Consider the following 24,425-nt stretch of genomic DNA (forward strand, 5'->3'; position numbering starts at 1 on the left):
CGGTCGGTGGTCCAATAGGTATTTGGTTTACATAGCCACCTGGTGCTGGCGCTGCGCGTGGAAGAAGTCCGACCAGGAGGTCACCTCGGGATGCTGTTTGAGCAGCGCCCGCCGCTGTCGTTCGGTCATACCGCCCCACACCCCGAACTCGACCCGGTTGTCCAGCGCATCCGCTCCGCACTCCATCAGGACCGGGCAGTGCCGGCAGATCGTCGCCGCCTTGCGCTGGGCGGCGCCGCGTACGAACAGTTGATCGGGGTCCACTTCCTTGCATCGGGCCTGGGCCACCCAGGCGATCCTCGCTTCGGCCTGCTCTACGTCCAATCGAGCGACGGGGGTTGTCATGTGCATTTGGTGTGCCCCTTTGCCAGTCCGAACACCGGGTCACGGCGCTCCGGAATCGCGTCCACTCCGCAGCAATCCGAGCCCCGCTGCGAAGTGCACCACATTCCACATTGAGTGTTAGCTCTATCACACTGAGCTCTCAATCTAGGTAAAGGTATGCCGATTGCGCAAGACCGAGTGATGACTTTTTGGTACGTCCGTGCCTGCACCCCGGTGGGCGTCACCCGGCTTCTGGCCGGTAATTGCACGTCAAGAGCCCTGCGCGATACTCCCCGCTCAATACACTGATCAGCGAAGACAACACCCGGCGTCCACACTTCACGAACCCCGAATGACGACCCTCTACGCTGGTGCTGTGCCGATCACACGTGCGCTCCTCAAGCTGGCGGGCAGTTGTGTACTCGCCTCCGTGCTCGTAGCCGGATTGTTGTTCCCGGTCGCCGGAGGTTTCGGATTCGTCTCGAATCGCGCCGCCGACGCCGTCGACAACGTGTCCGCGGAACTGGTCGAGGGAACCGTCCCCGCCGTGTCCACCATGGTGGACAAGGCCGGTAATCCCATCGCCTGGCTCTACGAGCAGCGCCGGTTCGAAGTGCCCAGCGACCAGATCTCCAACGATATGAAGCTGGCCATCGTCTCCATCGAGGACAAGCGCTTCGCCGACCATCACGGCGTCGACTGGCAGGGCACCATCCGAGCCTTCCTGACCAACACCAGCAGCGGCGAGGTCCAGCAGGGCGCCTCGACCATCGACCAGCAGTACGTGAAGAACTTCAACCTGCTCGTGGTCGCCAAGACCGACGCCGAACGCCGGGCCGCCATCGAGACCACGCCCGCGCGCAAGATCCGCGAGATCCGCATGGCGCTGACCCTGGACAAGGAACTCACCAAGGACGAGGTCCTCACCCGCTACCTGAACCTGGTCCCGTTCGGGAATTCCTCCTACGGCATCCAGGACGCCGCCCAGACGTACTTCGGTATCGACGCCAAGGACCTGAACATCGCCCAGTCGGCGATGCTGGCCGGAATGGTGCAGTCCAGCTCCAAGCTGAATCCCTACACCAACCCCGAGGGTGTCACCGCGCGCCGCAACACCGTGCTGGACACCCTGATCCAGAACATCCCCAGCCGGGCCGCGGAGTTCCACGCCGCCAAATCAGAGCCGCTGGGTGTACTGCCCGAACCGAAAGGCCTGCCCCGGGGTTGTATCGCCGCGGGCGACCGCGGATTCTTCTGCGACTACGCCCTGCAGTACCTGGCCGAGGCCGGGCTCAGCAAAGAACAGATCGAAAAGGGCGGGTACCTGATCCGCACCACCCTGGACCCCGCCGTCCAGGACTCGGTGAAGCGCTCGGTCAACGCGAACGCCGATCCCCACCTGGAGAATATCGCCGAGATCATGTCGTTGATCGGGCCCGGCAAGGACAAACATCCGGTGCTGGCCATGGCGAGCAGTCGTACCTACGGGCTGAACCGGGACGCGCACGAAACCCTGCTCGGCCAGCCGTACACGATGGTCGGCGACGGCGCGGGTTCGGTGTTCAAGCTGTTCACCACCGCCGCGGCGATGGAGAAGGGTATGGGCATCAGCGCCCAGCTCGATGTACCGTCGCGGTTCGACGCCCGCGGCATGGGCAACGGCGGCGCCCCCGGCTGCCCACCCGAGACCTACTGCGTCGAGAACGCGGGCAACTATCGGTCACCGATGTCGGTGACCGAGGCGCTGGCCACCTCGCCCAACACGGCCTTCGTGAAACTGATCCAGGCCGTCGGCGTGACCCCGACCGTGGATATGGCCGTCCGCCTGGGGCTGCGCTCCTATACCGATCCCGGCACCTCCGGACACGACGACAACCAGAGCCTCGCCGACATGATCAAGGGCCAGAATCTCGGCTCGTTCACCCTCGGCCCACTCGCGATCAATCCGCTGGAACTGTCGAATGTGGCCGCGACCCTCGCTTCCGGCGGAACCTGGTGCCCGCCCTCGCCCATCGCGGAAGTGATCGACCGCTACGGCAAGCCGGTTCCGCTCACCGAACAGGCCTGTGAACAGGTCGTCGAACCGGGCCTGGCAAACACCCTGGCCAATGCCATGGGCAAGGACTCCTCCGGCGGCGGCACCGCCTCGGCGGCGGCCGGGTCGACCGGGTGGAACCTGCCGGTAGCGGCCAAGACGGGTACCACCGAAAGCCACCGGTCCTCGGCCTTCCTCGGCTTCACCAATTCGCTCGCGGGCGCGGTCTACGTCTACGGCGACAGCCCGACCCCCGGTGAGATCTGCTCCTTCCCGCTGCGCAACTGCCCGGCCAGCGACGCCAACGGCTTGTTCGGCGGTAACGAGCCCGCCCGCACCTGGTTCGGCGCCGTCAAGCCGGTGGTGGGCAACTTCCCGCCTCCGGCGCTGCCGCCGGTCGACGAGAAATACGTCCGTGGCGCGGAGAACGCACAGGTGCCCGATGTCGTCGGTATGACTGCGGGCGAGGCGACCGCGGCGCTCACCGGCGCCGGCTTCAAGGTCACGTCGGTGACCTCGCCCGGTTCGGCACCCAAGGGAACGGTCACCGGGTCGACACCGAACGGGTCGGCGATTCCCGGGTCACAGGTGACGATCTACCTCAGCGACGGCACCGTCCGTGAGCCCCCGCCGCCGGGCCGGCCGGCCGCGACCACCCCGAACGCCCCCGGGTTGCCGCTGCCGCCGTTCCTGCCGCCGATCCCCATTCCGGTGCCCATCCCCCGCTGACCCCGGGGGTGCGGGCGCGGTCCTACAGCCGCGCCTTCACCGCCGCCGAGATCCGGGAGCCGTCGGCCTTGCCGGCGGCCAGCCCGGAGGCCACCTTCATGACCTGGCCCATCTGCCGCATACCGGGTCGTTCGCCGAGTTCCTCGGCGACCTGGGCGATCGCGGTATCGGCCAGGTCGGCGACCTCGGCCTCGGTCAGCTGGGTGGGTAGATACTCGTCGATGATCCGGGCCTCGGCGTGTTCGTTGGCCGCCAGCTCGCCGCGGCCCGCCTGGGTGTAGATCTCGGCCGATTCGTTGCGTTTCTTCGACTCCTTGGTGAGCACCGCCACCACCTCGGCATCGGACAGTTCGCGGGCCTCCTTCCCGGCGACCTCGCTCGTCTGGATGGCGGCCAGCAGCATCCGCAGGGTGTTCAGCCGCAGCGAATCCTTCGCTTTCATCGCGGCGGTCATATCGGCGCGCAGCCTCGATTTCAGTTCCGACATGGGCAGAACGGTAGCCGCTGCACCCCGCCACGCCCACCGGATAACCCGGTGAACCGGGCGTGTTCTATGCTGCGCCGATCGGTCGTTTCCCGAGGCCACAGGCGTGTCCTCGGCCGCGGTGGCGTGTCATCTGCCCGCCATATGGCCGAAACTGTGGCTCAACACGCTGCGCGCCGAGCGACCTGGTCACCTATGCTGGGCAAATGCCCGTGATCTCGACGTCGGTCCTTCGCCGAACCGTATTCGGCGCCGCCGGAGCCGCGGCGGCCGGAGTCGGCTATGCCTCACTGATCGAACGCAATGCCTTTGTCCTGCGCGAAGCCACGATGCCGGTGCTGCGACCCGGCTCGGCTCCGCTGCGGGTATTGCACATCAGCGATCTCCACATGACGCCCGGGCAGAAGCTCAAACAGCAGTGGCTGCGCGAACTCGACCGGCTCGAACCCGACCTGGTGATCAACACCGGCGACAACCTGTCGCATCAGAAAGCCGTGCCCGCGGTGGTGCAATCGCTGGGCGGGCTGCTGTCACGGCCGGGCCTGTTCGTTTTCGGCAGCAACGACTACTTCGCACCGGTCCCCAAGAACCCCCTGAAGTATTTCGACAAGAACCATAAACGCGTGCACGGAGCCCCGCTGCCCTGGAAGGATCTGCGCGCGGCGTTCACCGAGCGCGGCTGGCTGGACCTGACGCACACCCGCCGCGATATCGAGGTCGGCGGTATCCGCATCGCCAGCGCGGGCGTCGACGATCCGCATCTGCAGCGCGATCGCTACGACACCATCGCCGGCGCCCCGAACCCGCTCGCCGATCTTCGCATCGGCCTGACGCACTCCCCGGAACCGCGGGTGCTAGACCGTTTCGCCGATGACGGTTACGACCTGATCCTGGCCGGGCACACCCATGGTGGCCAGCTCTGCCTGCCCGGCTACGGCGCCCTGGTCACCAACTGCGATATCGACCGGGCCCGAGTCAAGGGACCGTCCAAATGGGGTGCGCACACCCGGCTGCACGTATCGGCGGGTATCGGCACCTCCCCTTGGGCGCCGTACCGTTTCTGCTGCCGGCCCGAGGCCACCCTGCTCACCCTCGTCGCCGTTCCACCCAAACAGCCCGCCGCCGATTCCGGCCACGGGGTGTCGACATCGCAGGCAGTCGCCCGATAGCCCGGGACGCTACCGGAAAATAGGCCTTGAACAGTCGGTTTCTTTTCCGGACCGGACCTGATGTAAGCTATCGCAGGTCCGCTTCACGGGGTGTGGCGCAGCTTGGTAGCGCGCTTCGTTCGGGACGAAGAGGTCGTGGGTTCAAATCCCGCCACCCCGACTCGTGTTGGTCGAGACACGACTAGGCCCCTGACCCATGGTCAGGGGCCTTTTTCGCACTCCGTACAGGTCTACGCGCCGATGAGCGGCGACCCACCGCTACACCGAACGCTCGTTCGAGGTCAGAGCGCTGAGCGCCTCCGCCAGCCGGGCTCCGCTGGGCACTTCGGCATCCGGGCTGCTCATCCACTGCATCACCAAGCCGTTGAGGATGACGAAGTACAACTCGGCGACGGCGCGGGCCCGGGAACCGTCGAGGCCTGGATAGGAGTCGGCGACCAGATTCGCGATCTCGGAAACCGCGATGTCGTGCATCTCCCCCATCCGGGTCTGTTCGCTCGGTGTCCGGTAGACGCGGACCACGTTCTCCATACTCGCCACCAGCACGTCCCGGTTGCGGTCGAACAACTCGGCGATACCGTCCCAGACCTGCGGAAACGCCGCGCCCGCCGATTGGCCCGCGGTCGCTCTGATCCGCCTTTCGAGGTCGTCACCGATCACCCGGCCTGTCTCGTCGGTGAAGGCCTCGGTGAGCAAGCGGTCCTTGGAGCCGAAGTGGTAGCCGATGGCGGCCAGGCTCACTCCCGCGGTGGTGGCGATATCGCGGGCCGTGGTGGCGGCGAACCCGCGTTCGTAGATGCAGGTCCGCGCGGCCGCGAGTAGGTCCTCCTTGTTTCCCATGCCCCCACTCTAACCACGTATTAGACATTTGTTCTAGACGAACGTTCTACATCTGTGTTAGACATACGTCTAAGACATTCGAATTAATTCTGAGCGAGGACACCGATGACCACACAGACCACCCCCGCCACACCGCGCATCCTCATCTCCGGCGCCGGTATCGCCGGTAACGCGGTCGCCCTGCAACTGCTGCGAGCCGGAATCCGGCCCACGGTGATCGAACGCGCGGCCGCGCCGCGGCCGGGCGGTCAGGCCGTCGACCTGCGCGGACCCAGCCGGGTCGTGGCGCAGCGTTTGGGTCTCATGCCGGGCATCCGCCGGTACCAGCTCGACGAGCGGGGCATGGTGTACGTGGACTCCACCGGTCGCGAAGCCGCCCGCATGCCGGCCGAACTCTTCGGTGGCAAGGGAGCGGTGGCCGAAATCGAAATTACTCGTGGCGATCTGAACCAGGTACTCCTCGACGCCGTCGCCGAGGAGACCGCGCGCCCCGGCGCGCCCGGTATCGACTACCGCTATGGCGAACAGATCCACGCCCTGCGCGAACACGCCGACAGCGTCTCGGTGGAATTCGCCTCCGGAACCACCGAGGAATTCGACCTGGTGATCGGCGCCGACGGCCTGCACTCGACCACCCGGCGGCTGGCCTTCGGGCCGGAAGAGCAGTTCAGCACATACCTCGGCGGGTACACCTCGTACTTCACCATGCCGACCCCGGCGGGGATCCGCCCGCACTGGATGACCGTGCAACTGTTGCCCGGCGGGACCTTCCTGGGATTCCGGCCGGACGCCGACCCGACGACCACAAAGGCGATGATCAGCATCCGGCGCCCCGCCGACCCCGCCCTGCGGCGCGATACGGCGGCCCAGAAGCGGCTGCTACGCGAAGGTCTCGCGGCCGGCGGCCGGCTGATCGCCGAAGTCGACGCGGCCATGGACCGGGCCGAGGACTTCTACTTCGACGAACTCGCGCGTATCACCATGCCGCGCTGGACGACGGAGCGAATCGCGCTGGTCGGAGATGCCGGGTACTGCGGCTCACCGCTGAGCGGACAGGGCACGGCCATGGCTCTGGTCGGCGCCTACGTACTGGTCGGCGAGATCATGCGCACGCCGGACCGGCCCGCCGCCGCACTGGCCCGGTACGGCGAGGTCCTGCGCCCGTTCGTGGAATCCGCACAACAGCTCCCGCCCGGTGGAGTGAAGGCCATGACCCCGCGCACCCGGGCGGGTATCCGGGCTTCGCTGGCCCTGGTCCGGCTCACCACCTCCAGGATCATGCAGCCACTGATGACCCGCATGCTGTCCGGGACCGAGGATTACGCGCTGCCCGATTACTCCACCGAACTCTGCACCCCGGAACAGGGACCCCTGCCGCGGTAACCGGCGGGAACGGCTCGGCCGCCGGAGGCCGGGCGGGCGCGGACTTCACCGTGAGCCCTCGAACCGAAGAACCCGGATCCGCAGGCGGCCGACCGGGCAGGAGATCCACCTACTGTCCTCTCCACCTTCGCCCGACCGGCCGAATCACCGCGACCACCATCGCCGATCCCTCGAACGGTTACCTTTCGCTGGCAGCGGCCGGATCGACCACACTCGTACCGATTCCGATTTCGCTGCCGAGCATCCGGAAGAGCCGAACTATCGCTCGATGGCCCGTCCGGTCCGGTCACCCCGCGAGACCGGACCGGACGGATGCTGCCGCCGGCCGATGGGCCGGTCTGCCACCCCGCGGGACAGACCGACCCACCCACCGCAGTCCCCGGCTCCCCACCGGTTCCTGCGACCCCCACCTTCCGAGGGGTTCCGGTTCCTCCCCGGCCCCGCAACCACCTCACCCCTGCACACGGCTCCCTCCCCTGGACCCGCCTATCCCCCACCGAGTACTTTCCGGTTCCTCCCCGGGCACCGGTCCGTACCCCGCCCCAGCGACGTATCCGGTCACCGCAGCAGCCGGCTACGCCGAGTTCGGTGTGACCCGCCCTCGATCAGGCAACCGGTCGCCGGCAGGTCGGCGCCCATTTCGCCCGGTCGGTTACCGCCCGTACGGCCGGTCTCCGGGCCGTCGGCGCCGAACAGACCTGCCCACGCGGCACAGACGCTCGCGCTGCGGTACCGGATCCTCCGGCGTCTGCCACGGCGACCGCGTGCCGCAGCACCGCCGGCGGGCGCGCCGGCATCGACGACGAACTGGTCACAATGGCCCGGCCGGCCGGAGCGGTACCCGGCCTACCTTCGGTCGTCACGGCGGGCTCGGCACCCGGCCCCACAGCGGCGGTGACGCCGCCCGGAGCAGGCGTGACAGTCGGCTTGCTGATCATTGCGGGGTTCCTCTTCGCGGTGTCCTCGTTACCGGTTGTTCCGGCCTCGACACCAACAATGCGGCCCCGCGCTTGGCAGGCGCTTAACGTGAACTTATAACGCTGCAACCACGATTCGTCACAGTGCAGACAAGGTCGGGGCACAGCGGGGGGACCTGCTCCGGGACCGGTGTATCTCGGGCATCATGGAGATATCCGCTACGACAACGAGTGGGAGTGTGGATGGATACGTTGGTGTTATGGGCCCTGGCCTGTGCGGTCTACTGGTTCGGTCTGCTCTGATCGGGCCCCGCGCCGACAACCCGCCGGCACCGCGACAATCGTGCCAATAGCTCGCCCCTGAGCCGATCTTCCCGATCGGGCAGGGGTGTCGTGCTGTCCGGGCCGCGAGATCACCGGTCCTGTGGTCGGACGCCCGTTAGTGTGATCCGCATGGTGCGTTTCGGCGGGCTCCTGGCGGGGGTCACAGCGGTAACACTGATGGCGGGACAGCTCTTCGCGGCGCAGGCACAGGCACAGGCAGCACCGGAAACCGACGGCACGGCCGCCCGGGCCGGTTTCCGCTGCGAGGTGTCCTCCGGCCGGGAACCGGCCCGGGCCGCGCCGGAACAGGTGGGGCTGGACTCCGCCCGGCTGACCGACGCACTGGATTTCGCCGCGGGCCGCAATCGCCTCAACGTCCAGGTCTTCCGGCACAATTGCCTGATCGGCGAGGGCCCGCGCAACACGCGCACCGGTAATACACCCTGGAACGTATGGAGCGTGACCAAGAGCGTGGTTTCGCTGCTCACCGGCATCGCGGCCGGAGCCGGCCGTATCGATATCGAGGCGCCCATCGGCCGGTATCTGCCGCCGGGACTCGGCGACGCGCAGCGCCGGGCCATCACGGTCGAGAATCTGCTCACCGAAACTTCGGGTATGCGCACCGGCGTGGTCACCGAGGGCCTCACCGGGGCGGTACCGCTCGACCCGAACAGCGCGGTACAGGCACTGGGTGTCCCGCTGGACCACGAGCCGGGCACCGTCTTCACCTACAGCCAGCGCACCGTGGATCTGCTGTCGTACGTGCTGGAGCTGGCGGTCGGTGAACCGCTACAGGACTTCGCGCAGCGGGAATTGTTCGAGCCGCTCGGGATCGGACGCGGCGACTGGTATTGGGCGCGGGACCGGTCCGGCCACACCTACGGCTACGCACATCTGCTGATCCCGCCGAACGATCTGGCCAAGCTCGGATTGCTGGTCGCGGGCAACGGCAACTGGAACGGCCGCCAGATCGTGCCCGCCGCGTATCTGGCCCGCGCGACCAGCCCGTCGGCGACCAACTCCTGCTACGGATATCTGTTCTGGACCGGCCCCGACTGCGCGGAGAACGCGTCGTTCCTGCCGTCGGGCACCTACGCGATGGCCGGAGTCGGCCTCCAGAACGTGTTCGTCGTCCCGAGCCTGGACCTGGTGGTGGTGTGGACGGGGCTGTTCGGGAACGTGAGCGCCTACGGCCCGGCCGGCATCATCGCGCATACCGGCGAACTGCCGCACGAATTCTTCCGGCGGCTCATGGCCGCCTTCCACCGACCCCCGGTCCCCGACCCCGGCCCGTACGTGGAGCCGCCGCTGCGCACCGACCCGAACTCCTATATCGACACCGATATCCTGCTCGCGGTATTCGGCATCGGTGAGTCCGCGTATCCGGGCTGCGATGTGTTCGCCTGTCTCGGCGAACCGCTCGCGGCGCCGTTCAGCGACGCGCCGCCCGGCTGTGTCCTGCTGGTGTGCCTCGGAAACGATCCGCGCACCCCTGGAATCCACTGAACCGGGCGGCGTCCTACGCCGTCAGCGATCGGCGAGCAGAACCTCGGCGATCTGGATGGTGTTGAGCGCCGCGCCCTTGCGCAAGTTGTCGCCGGAGATGAACAGCGCCAGCCCACGCCCGTCCGGGACACCCGGATCCTGGCGGATACGCCCGACCAGCGATTCGTCCTTACCGGCGGCCGCCAGCGGCGTCGGGACGTCGACCAGCTCCACCCCGGGCGCCTTGGCGAGGATCTCCTGGGCGCGCTGTACCGACAGCGGATCGGCGAATTCGGCGTTCACCGACAACGAGTGCCCGGTGAACACCGGTACCCGGACGCAGGTTCCGCTCACCAGCAGCTCCGGTAGACCCAGGATCTTGCGGCTCTCGTTGCGCAGTTTCTGATCCTCGTCGGTCTCCCCGGAACCGTCGTCCACCAGCGAACCCGCCAGGGCCAGCACATTGAACGCGATCGGGGCGATGTACTTGTTCGGGGCCGGGAAATCCACCGCGCTGCCGTCGTGGGTCAGCTTCTCCGCGTCGTCGATGACCGCGCGGGTCTGCGAGGCGAGTTCCTCGACACCGGCCAGACCGCTACCCGATACCGCCTGATAGCTGGACACGATGAGGCGCTGCAACCCGGCCGCGTCGTGCAGCGGTTTGAGCACCGGCATCGCGGCCATGGTGGTGCAGTTGGGGTTGGCGATGATGCCTTTGACCAGATTGCGGGTCTGCTCCGGGTTGACTTCGCTGACCACCAGCGGGACCTCGGGATCCTTGCGCCAGGCCGAGGAGTTGTCGATCACGGTGACCCCCGCGGCGGCGAACCGCGGCGCCTGCACCCGCGACATGGTGGCGCCGGCGGAGAACAGCGCGATATCCAGGCCCGACGGGTCGGCGGTCTCGGTGTCCTCCACCACGATCTCACCGCCGCGCCACGGTAGCTTCTTACCGGCCGAACGCGCCGAGGCGAAGAAACGCACCTCGTCGGCGGGGAAATCGCGTTCCTCGAGCAGTTTGCGCATCACGGCGCCGACCTGACCGGTCGCGCCGACCACACCTACCCGCACACCCATGGCTCTATCCTCTCGACTCGATCGGGAGCGCTACGTGGTTACGCTGCGCTACCGCCTCCGCGCCTGACCCGATCAAGCAGCGCCCTTTCGACATGATCGGGAGCGCTCCGTGGTTACGCTCCGCTACCGCCTCCGCGCCTGACCCGATCATGTCAGCGCCCCGTTCCGGCGTGAACGACGGCGACCTCGTCGCCGCCGAGATCGAACGCGCGATGCAGCACCTGCACGGCATCGTCGAGTTCGGTGTCCTTGACCAGCACCGAGATCCGGATCTCGGAGGTGGAGATGAGGTCGATATTGATACCGGCCTCGGCCAGCGCCTCGCAGAAGGTGGCAGTGACCCCGGGATGGCTCTTCATACCGGCTCCGACCAGCGATACCTTGCCGATGTGGTCGTCGTAGAGCACCTGGGAGAAGCCGATCTCGCTCTGGTATTTGCTCAGCATCTCCACCGCACGGACGCCGTCGGCCTTGGGGAGGGTGAAGGTGATGTCGGTCTTGCCGGTCTCCACCTTGGAGATGTTCTGCAGGACCATATCGATGTTGATCTCGGCCTCGGCCACATAACGGAACACCTTGGCGGCGTATCCGGGTTCGTCCGGCAGCCCGACCACGGTCACCTTGGCCTCGCTGCGGTCGTGCGCGACGCCCGTCAGGATTGCTTGTTCCAAGGGAATGTCCTCCATCGATCCGTATACATAGGTGCCCTGCTTGTCGGTATAGGACGAACGCACATGCACGGGCACGTTGTAGCGGCGCGCGTATTCGACGCAGCGCAGCATGAGCACCTTCGACCCGCAGGCCGCCATCTCGAGCATTTCCTCGTAGGAGACCTGCTCGAGCTTCTGCGCATCGCTCACGATGCGCGGATCGGCGGTGAAGACTCCGTCCACGTCGGTGTAGATCTCACAGACGTCGGCCTCCAGCGCGGCGGCCAGCGCGACCGCGGTGGTATCGGAACCACCCCGACCCAGCGTGGTGACGTCCTTGCTGTCCTGGCTGACGCCCTGGAAACCCGCGACCAGGACGATGGTGCCCTCGTCCAGGGCTTCACGCAGCCGGCCCGGCGTCACGTCGATGATCTTGGCCTTACCGTGTACCGACGTGGTGATGACACCGGCCTGGGAGCCGGTGAACGACCGCGCCTCGGCGCCGAGACTGTGAATGGCCATGGCCACCAGGGCGTTGGAGATGCGTTCACCGGAGGTGAGCAGCATGTCCATCTCCCGGGCCGGGGGCGCGGGAGAGACCTGTTCGGCCAGGTCGAGCAGTTCATCGGTGGTATCGCCCATGGCTGAGCACACCACGACCACGTCGTGGCCCTGCTTCTTCGTCTCGACGATCCGTTCGGCGACGCGACGGATCCGGTCGGCAGAGGCTACCGAGGATCCTCCGTACTTCTGGACAACGAGTGCCACGAGGGGTCCTCCAATGTCAGCGAACAGGCGATCAGTGCAATAGCGTACCGATGCCGGCCACGCTGTTCCGGGAGTATCCGGCCTGGCTGTGGAATAACACACAGCCGCGTGACGTCACGTTTACCTGCGCGCGGACCCGCCGCACGCGCGGGCGGGCCCGGCGGGCGGGCGCACGACGCTCATATCCGATCGAACCAGCTCACCTGCGCTCCGTTGCCGAACTCCCGCCGCTGCACGGGACTGAACCGGGCGGGCCGGAAAAGGCCACCCAGAACCGGTACGCCGGCGCCGGCCAACACCGGATAGCTCTTGAAGATGAGCTGGTCGATCTCCTCGATCAGCGCGCCGGCGAGGCCGCCGCCGCCGCAGAGCCAGATGTCCTTGCCCTCGGGGCCCTCCTCCTTTTTGAGTCGCCGCACCAGTTCGACCGGATCGGTGCGCACCAGCTCGATATCCGGATCGTCGACCCGCTCCAGAGTGGTGGAGACGACGTACTGCTTCAGGTGGGCGTAGGGGCTGGGGATCCCCGCCGACAGTGCGGGTTCGTAGGTGCCGCGGCCCATGATCACCGTGTCCCAGTGCCGGTTCGGGACATCGGGTGCGATACCGGCGTGTTCCCGTATATGCGTGGGGAGGGATTCCGGATAACGCTCGTTGATCCATTCGGCCATTTCGGCGTCGACCGGATAGAAATCGACCTCTCCGCCGGGGCCGGCGATATAGCCGTCGAGGGAGACGGCGACGTAGTAGACGAGTTTTCGCATGAAGTACCGCCCTTTTCGTAGTACTCTGATCGAAGTGGTTTGAATGTAGTACTACAATCGGAGTGGTGTCAAGGCCGGCCACCGGGAACGCAAGGAGGGTGCATATCGAACCGGCCGCCGATCGCACCCACTCGATATCCGGCGCCCGAATTGATTACGAGCCGCCACCAATGACCGATAGCCGGCCGATCGGGGTTGTGATGCCCGCCATAGGGCTCGAATAATGGGCTGCATGATGGCAAACGTCGGAGACCGGTTGCACGTGCACGGGCACACCGTCGGCGAAGTCGACCACGAGGGAGAGATCGTGGAGGTTCACGGCCGCGACGGAACGCCGCCGTATCTGGTGCGTTTCGACGACGGCCATGAGTCACTCGTCTTCCCCGGCCCGGACGCGACAGTGGAACGAACACCCTGACCTGCCCACGCGGCAGGCACAGCGCCCCCCGGTCAGGACCGGCCCCGCAAACGTCTGCGGCCGGTATGCCCGGTGGCGGAATCCCGGGCGCGGCAAATCCGCGTGTTGACGATCACGTGACCCCCGGGAAGAATCGTGGCCTATTCGTAATAACCGGGGGTGCGAGGGACCATGCGTACGAAGACCGATATCCGATTCGCCGTCGAGGCCGACCCCGGCCAGGTGATGGACGCGTTGATGGCGGTCGAGATGCTGTCCGAATGGTCGCCCGATTTCGATGACGCACGAGTGGCGGGGCGCGACGAAGAGGGTCGGCCGCGCCGGGTCTTCATCCAGGTCTCGGTCTCCAATTCCCCGGATATGCAGGTGTGGGAGTTCGACTGGTCGCCGAACCGGATGTCGTGGGAGGTCTCCGACAGCACGCGCGGTATCAGAGGCGGCGGGTTCTTCGAGGTCACCGCGGGTGAAAGCGGTAGTGACGTGCTGCTGCACGTAGAGCAGTACACGCCGCTGCCCGTGCCCGGCTTCCTGGGCAAGAGGGCGGTCCGCAAATCCTACGAGGCCCTGGTGGAAAACTTCGTCGCCTACGCCGAGCAGTTTCCCGAATCCGAGACCTACGACCTCGTCTGAGCCGGCCCGGCGCACCCACGCTCCACGGCCACTTCACCCACCTCCCCCAGTGAGGTGCCGGGCAGTGAGGTGATGGGCGGTCGGACCATAGGCCGCCGGCGCCACTTTGACCCCCGCACGCACCGATTCGCGGATCTGATCCACATTCTCCCGGATCATGTCCGATACGAGTTCGTCGGTGCGCGGATCGGCGAGCACCTGGAACAGGATCCGGAACACGGTGTCGGCGACCAGGCGAATGATCTCGTCATGGAACGGGATGTAGCGCACCCGGCCGGTCTGCGGATCGTTCTTGATCATCTCGACGATCATCTCGTCGAGCTCGCTGCGGTTCTCCTCCAGCGCCGCCGCGATATTGCGGGTGTAGTGCCCGGTTCGCAGGACCGCGGTGACCTCCTCCATGATCGCGATGGTCATCGGACGCTTGATGACCTCCACGATCGTGCCCACGGAATGGTTGATCACCGCGGCGGTGACCCGGTCACCGAACACCCGGTCGGCGACACGGGCCAGCCGGACCAGGATCACCACGACCCGCAGCAATCGGAAGGACCGGAAGAACGGACTTGCCACCGGGATCATGCCGAGGACTTCGTACCAGTAGACGAATGGGAAGGTCCACGACCAGCCGCCCCGGCGCCAGCGCCAGAGGAACTCGATCGCGAAGACGGCGCAGATCGCGTAGTCGACACCGACAATGACCCGGTAGGTCTCGGGCGAGACCTCGAGGAAGGTGATCCAGCACACCAGAACGACCGAGATCGCGGCCAGCCCCAGCATCAGGAAATCGCTCCACAGGGCGGGCGGTTTCCGGGGGAAACTCTTCGGCTCAGGGGTTTCGGGTCCGTAGCCGGGACCGGACTCCGTGGACGACGGTGTTGACACCTGCATTCCCTTCGACGCCGAAAGATCGCCGACCAGTATTACTCGCCGACCGGCTGCGCGGACCGCGCACGGCGCCGGTCAGCGGCCGGTGCACCACTGAGCAGGACTCGTCCGGCGAACGGCCGCCGTATTCCGGCATCGCGGCCACCACCGCCTTTCGTCCCGGGTCAGCGGCCCTCGCGGATGATCGCCTCGATATTGCGTTCGGCCAGCGCGGTGATGGTCAGCGACGGATTGACGGTGCCGGTGCTGCCCGGAATCGCCGCGCCGTCCATGACGTACAGGCCCGGATGCCCGTGCACCCGGCCGTAGGAGTCGGTCGCTGCGCCCAGCACCGCGCCGCCGAGGGGATGCGCGGTGAACAGGGCGTTGGCGTCGTATCCGAGGACGCCGTACTCGGCCAACGCACCGGCCCGCTCCGCGATACGGCGGTCCACCGCCCGGGCCGCCGCCGCCACCTCGTCCCGGGCCCGGCTCGGCCAGCTCAGTCCGACACCCCCGGAGACGGGGTCGTAGCCGAACCGCGCGCGGGTGGGATCGAGGACCATTGCCAGCGAGGCCAGCGCACCCGTTTCGAACGGGATCCCGGGGATGTACCAGTTCTCCAAAGACAGCGCCATGCCGGTGTCGTCGAAGATCCGGCTGGCGCTGGGCACACCCTGCCCGTTACCCGCGACCGAACTCGCCCCGCGGGCGAGCACGACATCGCCGTTGGTGCCCCAGCCGTCGCCGATGTGTTCGTTGAGTCGCGGTAGCGCGCCCGTCTCCCGGGCCCGGACGAGCAGTTCGGAGGTACCGACCGAGCCCGCGCCCAGGAACAACTTGTCGCAGGTGAGGGTTCGTTTTCCGTGTACCGCGCCGGTCGGTGCGAGATGGGTGACCGTGACCACGAACCGGCCGCCGGCTTCCTGGGCGATCGTATCGACGCGATGGCCGGGATAGATCTTGGCTTTCCCGGTGGCCTCGGCGTCCTTCAGATAGTTCTGGTTGAGATCGAATTTGGCGCCGTTGGAGTTGCCGAGATTGCTGCGCCCGGCGGTCGCCGAGGCCCGGACCGTCCCCGCCAGTTCGCCGCGCAGCACATCCCAGGTGAAGATCGAGTCGTTGGGCACCGGCCGGTAACCGGCCTTGCGCACCTGATCGTCCCAGGCCCGGGAATGGGTGAACGGCGCCGACCGGTAGATGTCCTCGGGCATCGGATCCAGCCGCAATTTCGCGCGCACCCGCGGGTAGTACACCCGGTCGAGTTCGCCGTAGTCGACCACACCGCCGAAGACATGGTCGAAGAGCCGGCGTTCGGGCGCGATCATCGCGCCGGTGAAAACCACCGAGCCGCCGCCCACCGCCGCGCCTCGCCAGACATCGATCCCCTGGAAACGGGTGCAATCCAGCACGCCCCCGAAGTCGGCGAACTGCATCGGTACCTTGGTCACGCCGGTGAAGCTGGTGGCATGCCAGAAGCCGCGACCGTCGGGTAGATCGTCGCCGGTGAAGATCTCTCGCCACGGGTCGTTGGGCCAGCGGGAGCCGCGTTCGAGCACCGTGGTGGGGACCCCGGCCTCCGACAGCCGCAAAGCGGTGACCGCCGCGCCGAATCCCGAACCGATCACTATGGCCTCGGTGTGCTCGGGTGGCGCCGGCACCGGACCGAAGATCTCCGGTACCCACTGCGCGAACAGTTCGTGCCAGATCGGCTCCGCCGCGGCCCGCGGCAGACCTGTTTCCGCTCTCGGGACCGCCGATCCCACCGCACCGATGAGAGCAGCCGCCCCCGCGGCTTTGAAAAGGGCACGCCTATCCACCCCAGCACACCTCTCTGGTAACGCAACAGCGCACGGATGGTACCGAGAATCGACCGGTGTGAACAGTCGTGGCGGGGAGGCCGATTCGGATCCTGAAGCCGCTAGCCGAAGATCAACCGGACAACCGCGAGGGTGCCCACGATCACGATCACCGCGCGCAGCACATTCGGCTGCAGCCGTCGCCCGACCTTGGCTCCCAGCTGGCCTCCGATGATCGCTCCGGCCGCGATCAAGGCCACGACCGGCCAATCCACCTCGGCGACCACGATGAAGATAACGGCCGAAAGCCCATTGGTGAGCAGGGCCAGCACATTCTTCACCGCGTTGAGACGCTGGATGTCCTCGTGGACGAACACACCGAGCAGCGCGAGCAGCAACACACCCTGGGCCGCCCCGAAGTAACCCCCGTAGATGCCGGTGCCGAAAATGGCGGCGAGCAGAACCGGTCCGCCGTGCGGGGGGAGGTTCTCGGCCTCGCCCTGCCGTTGCCGCACCCAGGCCGACAGCCGCGGCTGCACCACCACCAGTACCAGCGCCACAATGATCAGTACCGGCACGATGGCGGCGAACGCACCGGCGGGCAGCGTCAGCAGCAGGACCGCGCCTACCGCGGCGCCCAGCAGCGACGCCGAGCTGTAGCGCAGCACCCTGCCCCACTGCCCCGACAGTTCCCGCCGGTAGCCGATCGCCCCGCTCAGCGAGCCGGGCACCAGTCCGACGGTATTCGACACATTCGCGGTCACCGGCGGCAAACCGATGGCCAGCAGTACCGGGAAGGTGATAAGCGTCCCCGACCCGACGACAGTGTTGATGCCCCCCGCGGCGATACCCGCGCCGAAAACGGCCAGCATCTCCAGCCAAGTCATGCTCGAACCCTCGACCTTTCCGGACCGGCGTCCGGTCACTCGCAACCCTGAGGGACGCTAGCGGTTGCCTGTCCCGAAGATCACGACGGGTCGGGGCAGGGCCGCCTGTGGACGCGCCGCCGCGCGCCGGAGCAGCAGGAGCCCGCGGGAGGTGGCGCGACGCGCCCGGGGCCGGCCGGGAGAAACAGCCGCGTCGCGCACAGCGAATAGCTTCACGACGATCGCGATACCGCGCCGCGAGCCCTACACGAACGGCGCGGCGACCGTCGTCGGCGACACGAACCGCGACGCCCTGTGAAGCACCGGCCCTCCGGACCGCCTCGGCAGGCCCGACACCAGAGGAGGTAGACTCGCACGGGTCATGCAGCGGGCACTTCTTCTCAGCCGCCGCGACGGGGTCTGATCGGACCGGCTTCCCGTCGCGGGGTTCAGCCACGCCGGTCGACCCAATTCGGGAAACAATCTCACTCACGGAGAAATCGCATGTCACCCGCTGACGCCTTCGTATCCGGCACGCGCACCATCACCGCGCCCGCCAAGCCCGCGCCTGCCGACCAGCCCGCGTGGAACAAGCAGAAGAACTCGTCTGCGCCCGTCTTCCGCTACCGTCCGTTCGCCGAGGAAGTCGAGCCGGTCACGCTGCCGGACCGCACCTGGCCGGACAAGGTGATCGACCGAGCGCCCGCTTGGTGCGCCGTCGACCTGCGTGACGGCAATCAGGCGCTGATCGACCCGATGAGCCCCGCCCGCAAGCGCCGGATGTTCGATCTACTGGTGCGGATGGGTTACAAGGAGATCGAGGTCGGCTTCCCGTCCGCCAGCCAGACCGATTTCGATTTCGTCCGCGAGATCATCGAGGACGGCGCCATCCCGGACGACGTCAGCATCCAGGTGCTCACCCAGTGTCGTCCCGAGCTGATCGAGCGCACTTTCGAGGCATGCGCCGGCGCGGCGAACGTGATCGTGCACTTCTACAACTCCACCTCCATCCTGCAGCGCCGGGTGGTGTTCCGCGCCGACCGCGATGCCGTGCAGAAGATCGCCACCGACGCCGCGCGGCTGTGCCTGGAGACCGAGAAGCGCTACCCGGACACCAACTGGCGTTACGAGTACAGCCCGGAGTCCTACACCGGCACCGAACTGGAGTACGCCAAACAGGTCTGCGACGCGGTCTCGGAGATCATCGCGCCGACCCCCGACAAGCCGCTGATCATCAACCTGCCGGCCACCGTCGAGATGGCGACGCCCAATGTGTACGCCGATTCCATCGAATGGATGCACCGCAACCTGGCGCGGCGCGATTCGATCGTGCTGTCGCTGCACCCGCACAACGACCGGGGCACCGCGGTCGCCGCCGCGGAGCTGGGCTACCAGGCCGGGGCCGACCGCATCGAGGGCTGCCTGTTCGGCAACGGCGAACGCACCGGCAACGTCTGCCTGGTGACCCTGGGCATGAACATGTTCTCCCAGGGTGTGGACCCGCAGATCAACTTCTCCGATATCGACGAGATCCGTCGCACGGTGGAGTACTGCAACCAGCTCCCGGTCCACGAACGCCACCCCTACGGCGGCGATCTGGTCTACACCGCGTTCTCCGGCAGCCACCAGGACGCGATCAACAAGGGCCTGGACGCCATGAAGGCAGCCGCCGACTCGGCCGGCGCCGATGTGGACGATATCTCCTGGGAGGTGCCCTACCTGCCGATCGACCCGAAGGATGTGGGCCGCACCTACGAGGCGGTCATCCGGGTCAATTCGCAGTCCGGCAAGGGCGGCGTGGCCTACATCATGAAGACCGATCACGGGCTGGCCCTGCCACGCCGGTTGCAGATCGAATTCTCGCAGGCCATCCAGCAGATCACCGACGGCGAGGGTGGTGAGATCACACCCAAGGAGATGTGGGACGCCTTCGCCGACGAATACCTGACCCCGATCCGGCCGCTGGAGCGGATGCGCCAGAAGGTCACCGCCGCCGAGACCGACGGCGGCACCGACCGCATCACCGCGGTGGTCAAGGTGGACGGGGTCGAGCAGGAGGTCACCGGTAGCGGCAACGGACCGCTCGCGGCCTTCGTCGACGCCATCGCCGCGGTCGGGTACGAGGTGGAGGTGCTCGACTACTCCGAGCACGCGCTGTCCGCCGGCGACGACGCCCAGGCAGCGGCCTATGTGGAATGCGCGATCGGTGACCGGATCGTCTGGGGCGTGGGTATCGCCACCTCCATCACGACCGCTTCGCTGCGCGCCGTGGTCTCGGCCGTGAACCGGGCCGCCCAGAAGCAGTAACCCACGATCACTGTTCAGGCCGCCGTCACCGTAGCGGTGACGGCGGCCTCATCGGTGGTAAACCGTCCGGCATGCGAACCTTCGCGTACCTGCTAGCGTTGGTCCGGACTCCACGCCGCCGAGCTCTCTGCTCGAAAATCCCGAGCAGATGGGGGAACTGTGACTACTGACGAACACGATCCGACTTCCCAGCCCTGGCCCGCGAGTCAACCGGCGGACACCGCCGGCCGCGGCGGCGACCCGGATGCCGTGCCGGCCGAGGACCCGGCACGAAGCGAGCCGGAGCCGCTCGCCGAGCCGGGTGAGCCCGCCGAGCAGCTGTCTTCCGAAGCGCCGCCCGTGGAAGCCGGACCCGCGGAATCCGATTCGGCCGCGGGAACCGATACCCCGGACGAGTCCGCGCGACCAGGCGCCGCGAGCGACCCGGAAGCTGCTCGCACCACCGATTCCGAGAATCCGGCCCCCGCCGACGAGGGTGCCGAAGCCGGTAACCCGACGGCAGACCCGGTCGAACCGGGCACCCCGCCGTGGCCGGACGGCAATGGGTTCGCGCCGCCACCACAGACACCGGCCGACAGCGGCGCCCTTCACGGGGATGCCCCGTTCGACCAATTCGCTCCGCCGGTACCCGGCGGGGCTTTCAGTGCGCCTGCCCCGGAGCAGTTCCCGGACCCGGCCGGCGCACAGATCCCGCAACCGGACCCGAACGAGTTCCAGCCCGCGAACATCGGGCCCGCCGCGGACCCCGCGCAGGCCGGGCCCGGCCAGTTCGAGGCTCCGAATACCGGATACGGCAGCGGCCAATTCCCACGACCCGACGCCGGCCCATCCCAGTCGGGTCCGGGCCAGTTCCCCTCCCCGGACGCCGGATACGGCAGCGGCCAGTTCCCACAACCGGACGCCGGCCAATTCCAGGCCCCGAACAACGGATACGGCAGCGGCCAATTCCCACAACCGGACCCCGCTCAATTCCAGGCCCCGAACACCGGACACAGCAGCGGCCAATTCCCACAACCCGACGCCGGCCCATCCCAGTCGGGTCCAGGCCAGTTCCCCTCCCCGGACGCCGGATACGGCAGCGGCCAATTCCCACAACCCGAAACCGGCCAATTCCAGGCCCCGAACAGCGAAAATGGCAGCGGCCAGTTCGCGCAGCCGGCACCGGGCCAGTTCCAGCCCGGTGGGCCGGGGCAGAACCCGCCCGACCCCTTCGTGGTGCCCGGGCCACCGACCGGGCAGTATCCGCCACAGGACCCGAATTTCCATCCGGGACAGGCGGACCCGCGGCAGCCACCGTACGCACCGCCGGTTGCCCAGCCCACCGGCGGCTACGCACCACCGGCCGCTCCGCAGCCGAGTTCCGCGCCCGCGCCGGAGAACGAGCCGGGCGGGCCGATCTACAGCTGGGCACCACCCCCCATGCCGACCGCGCCGCCGCCCGTACCGCAGCCGCAGTACCAGCAGGCGCCGCCCCCGGCGGCACAGAATCCGCCGACCGGGCAGTTCCAGCCTCCCGCATGGGGCGACCCCGGCCGGCCGCCGGCCCCGCAGCAGCAGTTCCAGCAGCCCGGCCAACCGGGACAGCCCGGCCAGCCGGGACAGCAACAGTTTTCGCCGCGCCAGATGCCCGAGCCGGGCCAGCTCGGTAATTCGGTCAACGACCTGAACCTGCTCAAGCGGGCCCGTAAGGCGCCGCGCAGCGGTTGGCGGCGAGCGGTCCACAAGGTCTCGCGCGGTGCGATCAACCCGGGTGAATCGGCCTCCGATGTCGTCCACCGGGACCTGGTGAGCCGGGTGAACGCACCGGTCTACGGTGATTTCCGGATCGCGATCCTCTCGCTCAAGGGCGGAGTCGGCAAGACCACCACGACCGTCGGCCTCGGCGCCACCTTCGCGTCGTTGCGGGGTGATCGGGTCATCGCGATCGACGCCAACCCCGACCTGGGCACCCTTGCCCACCGGGTACCGCGCCAGACCCGCTCCACCGTGCGCAACCTGCTGGAAGACCAGAACATCACCCGCTACTCGGATGTGCGCGCGCATACCTCGCAGTCACCGAGCCGGCTGGAAGTGCTGGCCAGCGAGCAGGACCCGGCGGTCTCCGAGGCCTTCAGCGAGGCCGACTACCGGCGCGCGATCGGGATCCTGCAGTCGTTCTACAACATCATCCTCACCGACTGCGGTACCGGACTGATGCATTCGGCGATGTCCGGGGTGCTCGATATGGCGAGTTCGCTGGTCCTGGTGACCTCCCCCGCCATCGACGGCGCCCGTAGCGCCTCGGCCACCCTGGACTGGCTCGACTACCACGGCTATTCGCACCTGGTACAGCAGACCGTGGTGGTGGTCAACGCGTCCCGGCGCGGGTCCACCTCGGTGAACCTGGACCATCTGCGCCGACTGTTCCTGGACCGCACCCGGGCGGTCCAGGTCGTACCCTTCGACGACCATCTCGCCGAGGGCGCCGAAATCGATCTGGAACTGGTGAGCAAACCGACCCGGCAGGCCTTGCTGGAGCTCGCCGCGATGGTCGCCGACGATTTCGCCAATGTGGACGGGTATCCGTACGGCAACCGCTACTGATCGGTCCCGGGCGGCGGTTCGGCGGTGACCCGCCGGGCCGCCGCCGTGAACGAGTCCAGTACCGCGGCGATCGCGGGACGGTTCTCGGCGCGTGGCCTGGTGACCAGGTCGTAGAGGCGGGCCGCACGCACTCCGGACAGTCGCAGCTGGGACAACCCGGGGTGCGTGACGACGTAGCGGGGCATGAGCGCGACGCCGTATCCGGCGCCGACCAGCGTTTCGATCATCCGGAAGTCGTTCAATCTCTGTACGATTCGCGGTTCCACACCGGTTATCGTGGCGATGGATCGCAGCACATCGTCGACCGGGAAACCACCGCGCACGCTCAGCCAGGCCTCTCCGGCCAGTTCCTCGGCCGCGACCGCGTCCTTTCCGGCCAAAGGATGGTCGGGTGCCACCAGGACGTCGATGGGTTCGCGCATGAGTACCCGGGAACTCACCCGCGGCCCGGCCACCGGTGCGGCGCGTTCGTCGCGATGGGTCAGGACGATGTCGTAGTCGGCGAGCAGACCGGGGGTCTCGTGCGGCGGTACGTCCTCGTCACCGGCCACGATGTCCACCCCGCTACCGGCCATCGCGGGCAGCACATGGGGCAGCAGCAGCGCACCGCCGGAAGGGAAGACTCCCACCCGGACCTGTCCGTGCGGGGATCCGCGATAGTGCGCCATCTCCGCGACGGCACGCTCGAGTGCGGCGAGGACCTCGTCGGCCCGGACCACGAGGGCATGCCCGGCGTCGGTGAGGCGGACCCGGCGGCCGCTCGGTTCGAGCAGGGTGACGCCCGCCTCCCTGGTCAGCACTTTGAGTTGTTGTGACACCGCCGACGGGGTCATGGACAGGGCGGCGGCAACCGCGCCGATCGTGCCGCGGTCGGCGAACTCGCGCAGGATACGTAGCCGCTCCACCGACAGCGAGGCGTGCGCACCAACCATTAAGCAATACTAAATCATCAATCCATAACAATTCGTTTGTGCTCACAGGTCGATACATCCCATGATTATTGGGTGACCTCCCGTGACCGCATGATCGCCCTGACCGTCATCCTCCTGTGGGGTCTCAACTTCCTCGCCATTCGCGTGGGGCTCGACCATATGCCGCCGTTCTTCTTCGCCGCTCTGCGATTCGCGGTGATCGCGATACCGGCGCTGCTGTTCATCCCGCGCCCCGCCGTCCGGGCGCGCTGGCTGCTGCTGTACGGCACCGGCTTCGGGATGCTGCAATTCGCGTTCCTGTTCACCGCGATGCGGGTGGGGATGCCCACCGGCCTGGCCTCGCTGGTCTTGCAATCCTCGGCGCCGTTCACGGTGTTGCTCGGGGCGCTGCTGCTGGGTGAGCGGTTACGGCCGGTGCAGATCGCCGGGCTCGCCGTCGCGGTGGGGGGGATGGCGGTCATCGGCTGGAATCAGTTCGCGCACGCCGCGCTGCTGCCGGTGCTGCTCACGCTGGCGGCCGGGTTCGGCTGGGCGCTGGGCAATCTCGGCGCGCGTCAGGCCGGTGTGGAAGCGCCGGGCACCAATCCGCTGCATCTCACGCTGTGGATCACCGCCGTGCCGGTGCTGCCGCTGTTCGCGCTCTCGGTTGTGTGGGAAGGTCCGACCACCGGAGTCCGGGCACTGGCCGGCACGTTCTCGGCCGACGGCTGGCCCGCACTGGCCGGCCTGGTCTACATCGTGGTGCTCGGCACAATCGTCGGGTCCGGCCTGTGGACCTACCTCATGAGCCGCTACCCGGCCGGAAGTGTCGCGCCGTTGTCGCTGCTCGTTCCGGTGGTCGGATTCACCGCCGCGTGGATCTTCCTGGACGAAACACCGGCACCCGCGAGCCTGATCGGCGGAGTGATCGTGATCGCGGGAGCGTTCGCGGCGACGGCCGGTGCCGGGAAGACGACGCCGCGGGAGCCGGCCGGCGAATCGGCTGCCCTGCCCGCGAGGGCGGATATCGGTGCGACGCGGACGCTGGAACCCGCCGTCGGATGAGACGCCGCCCGATCGATCACGCGGTCGATG

The 24,425-nt window shown here is 67.6% G+C and carries 19 protein-coding genes and 1 tRNA gene; 10 read left to right on the forward strand and 10 right to left on the reverse strand.

The window, feature by feature from the left end:
* Positions 1-27: 27 nt before the first annotated feature.
* Complete coding sequence (locus tag NS4_RS09985; protein ID WP_030524217.1) at positions 28-351, reverse strand: WhiB family transcriptional regulator; 324 nt, start codon at positions 349-351, stop codon at positions 28-30.
* Between the two features lie 325 nt (positions 352-676).
* Here NS4_RS09985 and NS4_RS09990 point away from each other — a divergent pair, with 325 nt between their 5' ends.
* Positions 677-3,088, forward strand: coding sequence for a penicillin-binding protein (locus NS4_RS09990; protein ID WP_063059243.1), 2,412 nt, complete (start codon positions 677-679; stop codon positions 3,086-3,088).
* A 22-nt stretch (positions 3,089-3,110) separates the two neighbouring features.
* Here the strand turns inward: NS4_RS09990 and NS4_RS09995 are convergent, their stop codons facing one another.
* Positions 3,111-3,575, reverse strand: coding sequence for a GatB/YqeY domain-containing protein (locus NS4_RS09995; RefSeq protein WP_063059244.1), 465 nt, complete (start codon positions 3,573-3,575; stop codon positions 3,111-3,113).
* 203 nt (positions 3,576-3,778) lie between these two features.
* Here NS4_RS09995 and NS4_RS10000 point away from each other — a divergent pair, with 203 nt between their 5' ends.
* On the forward strand, positions 3,779-4,741 hold the full coding sequence (locus tag NS4_RS10000) for a metallophosphoesterase (protein WP_063059245.1): 963 nt from the start codon (positions 3,779-3,781) through the stop codon (positions 4,739-4,741).
* Between the two features lie 86 nt (positions 4,742-4,827).
* A tRNA-Pro gene (locus tag NS4_RS10005) sits at positions 4,828-4,901 on the forward strand.
* A 98-nt stretch (positions 4,902-4,999) separates the two neighbouring features.
* On the opposite strand, the gene NS4_RS10010 is transcribed toward NS4_RS10005, so the two are convergent.
* A complete protein-coding gene (locus tag NS4_RS10010; RefSeq protein ID WP_063059246.1) occupies positions 5,000-5,581 on the reverse strand; it encodes a TetR/AcrR family transcriptional regulator in 582 nt (193 codons plus the stop codon).
* Between the two features lie 105 nt (positions 5,582-5,686).
* On the opposite strand from NS4_RS10010, the gene NS4_RS10015 reads away from it, so the two are divergent.
* Both NS4_RS10015 and NS4_RS10020 read left to right on the forward strand, forming a co-directional pair.
* Entirely contained in the window at positions 5,687-6,964 is a 1,278-nt protein-coding gene (locus NS4_RS10015) for an FAD-dependent monooxygenase (protein WP_063059247.1), read from the forward strand.
* 1,370 nt (positions 6,965-8,334) lie between these two features.
* Complete coding sequence (locus tag NS4_RS10020; protein ID WP_063059248.1) at positions 8,335-9,711, forward strand: serine hydrolase domain-containing protein; 1,377 nt, start codon at positions 8,335-8,337, stop codon at positions 9,709-9,711.
* A gap of 21 nt (positions 9,712-9,732) precedes the next feature.
* On the opposite strand, the gene NS4_RS10025 is transcribed toward NS4_RS10020, so the two are convergent.
* From NS4_RS10025 to NS4_RS10035, 3 genes are all read right to left on the reverse strand, one after another.
* Positions 9,733-10,767, reverse strand: a complete 1,035-nt coding sequence (locus NS4_RS10025) for an aspartate-semialdehyde dehydrogenase (RefSeq protein ID WP_063059249.1) — start codon at positions 10,765-10,767, stop codon at positions 9,733-9,735.
* A gap of 152 nt (positions 10,768-10,919) precedes the next feature.
* Positions 10,920-12,185, reverse strand: a complete 1,266-nt coding sequence (locus tag NS4_RS10030; RefSeq protein WP_063059250.1) for an aspartate kinase — start codon at positions 12,183-12,185, stop codon at positions 10,920-10,922.
* A 179-nt stretch (positions 12,186-12,364) separates the two neighbouring features.
* Positions 12,365-12,949 (reverse strand): dihydrofolate reductase family protein, encoded by a 585-nt coding sequence (locus NS4_RS10035; RefSeq protein ID WP_063059251.1) that lies wholly within the window; start codon positions 12,947-12,949, stop codon positions 12,365-12,367.
* Between the two features lie 232 nt (positions 12,950-13,181).
* On the opposite strand from NS4_RS10035, the gene NS4_RS10040 reads away from it, so the two are divergent.
* Together NS4_RS10040 and NS4_RS10045 are read left to right on the forward strand one after the other, a co-directional pair.
* Positions 13,182-13,367, forward strand: a complete 186-nt coding sequence (locus NS4_RS10040; RefSeq protein ID WP_030524229.1) for a DUF1918 domain-containing protein — start codon at positions 13,182-13,184, stop codon at positions 13,365-13,367.
* 171 nt (positions 13,368-13,538) lie between these two features.
* Positions 13,539-13,997, forward strand: a complete 459-nt coding sequence (locus tag NS4_RS10045) for an SRPBCC family protein (RefSeq protein WP_063059252.1) — start codon at positions 13,539-13,541, stop codon at positions 13,995-13,997.
* Between the two features lie 33 nt (positions 13,998-14,030).
* On the opposite strand, the gene NS4_RS10050 is transcribed toward NS4_RS10045, so the two are convergent.
* From NS4_RS10050 to NS4_RS10060, 3 genes are all read right to left on the reverse strand, one after another.
* Complete coding sequence (locus NS4_RS10050; RefSeq protein ID WP_063059253.1) at positions 14,031-14,888, reverse strand: flagellar protein FliT; 858 nt, start codon at positions 14,886-14,888, stop codon at positions 14,031-14,033.
* 161 nt (positions 14,889-15,049) lie between these two features.
* Positions 15,050-16,684 (reverse strand): GMC oxidoreductase, encoded by a 1,635-nt coding sequence (locus tag NS4_RS10055; protein ID WP_063059254.1) that lies wholly within the window; start codon positions 16,682-16,684, stop codon positions 15,050-15,052.
* A gap of 101 nt (positions 16,685-16,785) precedes the next feature.
* Complete coding sequence (locus NS4_RS10060; RefSeq protein ID WP_063059255.1) at positions 16,786-17,550, reverse strand: sulfite exporter TauE/SafE family protein; 765 nt, start codon at positions 17,548-17,550, stop codon at positions 16,786-16,788.
* A gap of 483 nt (positions 17,551-18,033) precedes the next feature.
* Between NS4_RS10060 and leuA the strand changes: the two genes are divergently transcribed.
* Complete coding sequence (gene leuA, locus NS4_RS10065) at positions 18,034-19,836, forward strand: 2-isopropylmalate synthase (protein WP_063059256.1); 1,803 nt, start codon at positions 18,034-18,036, stop codon at positions 19,834-19,836.
* A gap of 1,212 nt (positions 19,837-21,048) precedes the next feature.
* Positions 21,049-22,419, forward strand: coding sequence for a MinD/ParA family ATP-binding protein (locus tag NS4_RS33975; protein WP_084487076.1), 1,371 nt, complete (start codon positions 21,049-21,051; stop codon positions 22,417-22,419).
* Here the strand turns inward: NS4_RS33975 and NS4_RS10075 are convergent.
* Positions 22,413-23,330 (reverse strand): LysR family transcriptional regulator, encoded by a 918-nt coding sequence (locus NS4_RS10075; protein WP_063059273.1) that lies wholly within the window; start codon positions 23,328-23,330, stop codon positions 22,413-22,415. The two genes, NS4_RS33975 and NS4_RS10075, sit on opposite strands and share 7 nt — an antisense overlap.
* Before the next feature lie 93 nt (positions 23,331-23,423).
* On the opposite strand from NS4_RS10075, the gene NS4_RS10080 reads away from it, so the two are divergent.
* A complete protein-coding gene (locus NS4_RS10080; protein WP_063059257.1) occupies positions 23,424-24,395 on the forward strand; it encodes an EamA family transporter in 972 nt (323 codons plus the stop codon).
* Positions 24,396-24,425 lie beyond the last annotated feature (30 nt).

It is taken from the genome of Nocardia sienata NBRC 100364 (genome assembly GCF_001613205.1).
Taxonomy (GTDB): domain Bacteria; phylum Actinomycetota; class Actinomycetes; order Mycobacteriales; family Mycobacteriaceae; genus Nocardia; species Nocardia sienata.

Coding starts and splice junctions, on each gene's coding strand:
- NS4_RS10050 (WP_063059253.1), bottom strand. CDS start 14,888: ATGCAGGTGTCAACACCGTCGTCCACGGAGTCCGGTCCCGGCTACGGA.
- NS4_RS10020 (WP_063059248.1), top strand. CDS start 8,335: ATGGTGCGTTTCGGCGGGCTCCTGGCGGGGGTCACAGCGGTAACACTG.
- NS4_RS09985 (WP_030524217.1), bottom strand. CDS start 351: ATGCACATGACAACCCCCGTCGCTCGATTGGACGTAGAGCAGGCCGAA.
- NS4_RS09990 (WP_063059243.1), top strand. CDS start 677: ATGACGACCCTCTACGCTGGTGCTGTGCCGATCACACGTGCGCTCCTC.
- NS4_RS10010 (WP_063059246.1), bottom strand. CDS start 5,581: ATGGGAAACAAGGAGGACCTACTCGCGGCCGCGCGGACCTGCATCTAC.
- NS4_RS10000 (WP_063059245.1), top strand. CDS start 3,779: ATGCCCGTGATCTCGACGTCGGTCCTTCGCCGAACCGTATTCGGCGCC.
- NS4_RS10025 (WP_063059249.1), bottom strand. CDS start 10,767: ATGGGTGTGCGGGTAGGTGTGGTCGGCGCGACCGGTCAGGTCGGCGCC.
- NS4_RS10015 (WP_063059247.1), top strand. CDS start 5,687: ATGACCACACAGACCACCCCCGCCACACCGCGCATCCTCATCTCCGGC.
- leuA (WP_063059256.1), top strand. CDS start 18,034: ATGTCACCCGCTGACGCCTTCGTATCCGGCACGCGCACCATCACCGCG.
- NS4_RS10035 (WP_063059251.1), bottom strand. CDS start 12,949: ATGCGAAAACTCGTCTACTACGTCGCCGTCTCCCTCGACGGCTATATC.
- NS4_RS09995 (WP_063059244.1), bottom strand. CDS start 3,575: ATGTCGGAACTGAAATCGAGGCTGCGCGCCGATATGACCGCCGCGATG.
- NS4_RS10040 (WP_030524229.1), top strand. CDS start 13,182: ATGATGGCAAACGTCGGAGACCGGTTGCACGTGCACGGGCACACCGTC.
- NS4_RS10060 (WP_063059255.1), bottom strand. CDS start 17,550: ATGACTTGGCTGGAGATGCTGGCCGTTTTCGGCGCGGGTATCGCCGCG.
- NS4_RS10045 (WP_063059252.1), top strand. CDS start 13,539: ATGCGTACGAAGACCGATATCCGATTCGCCGTCGAGGCCGACCCCGGC.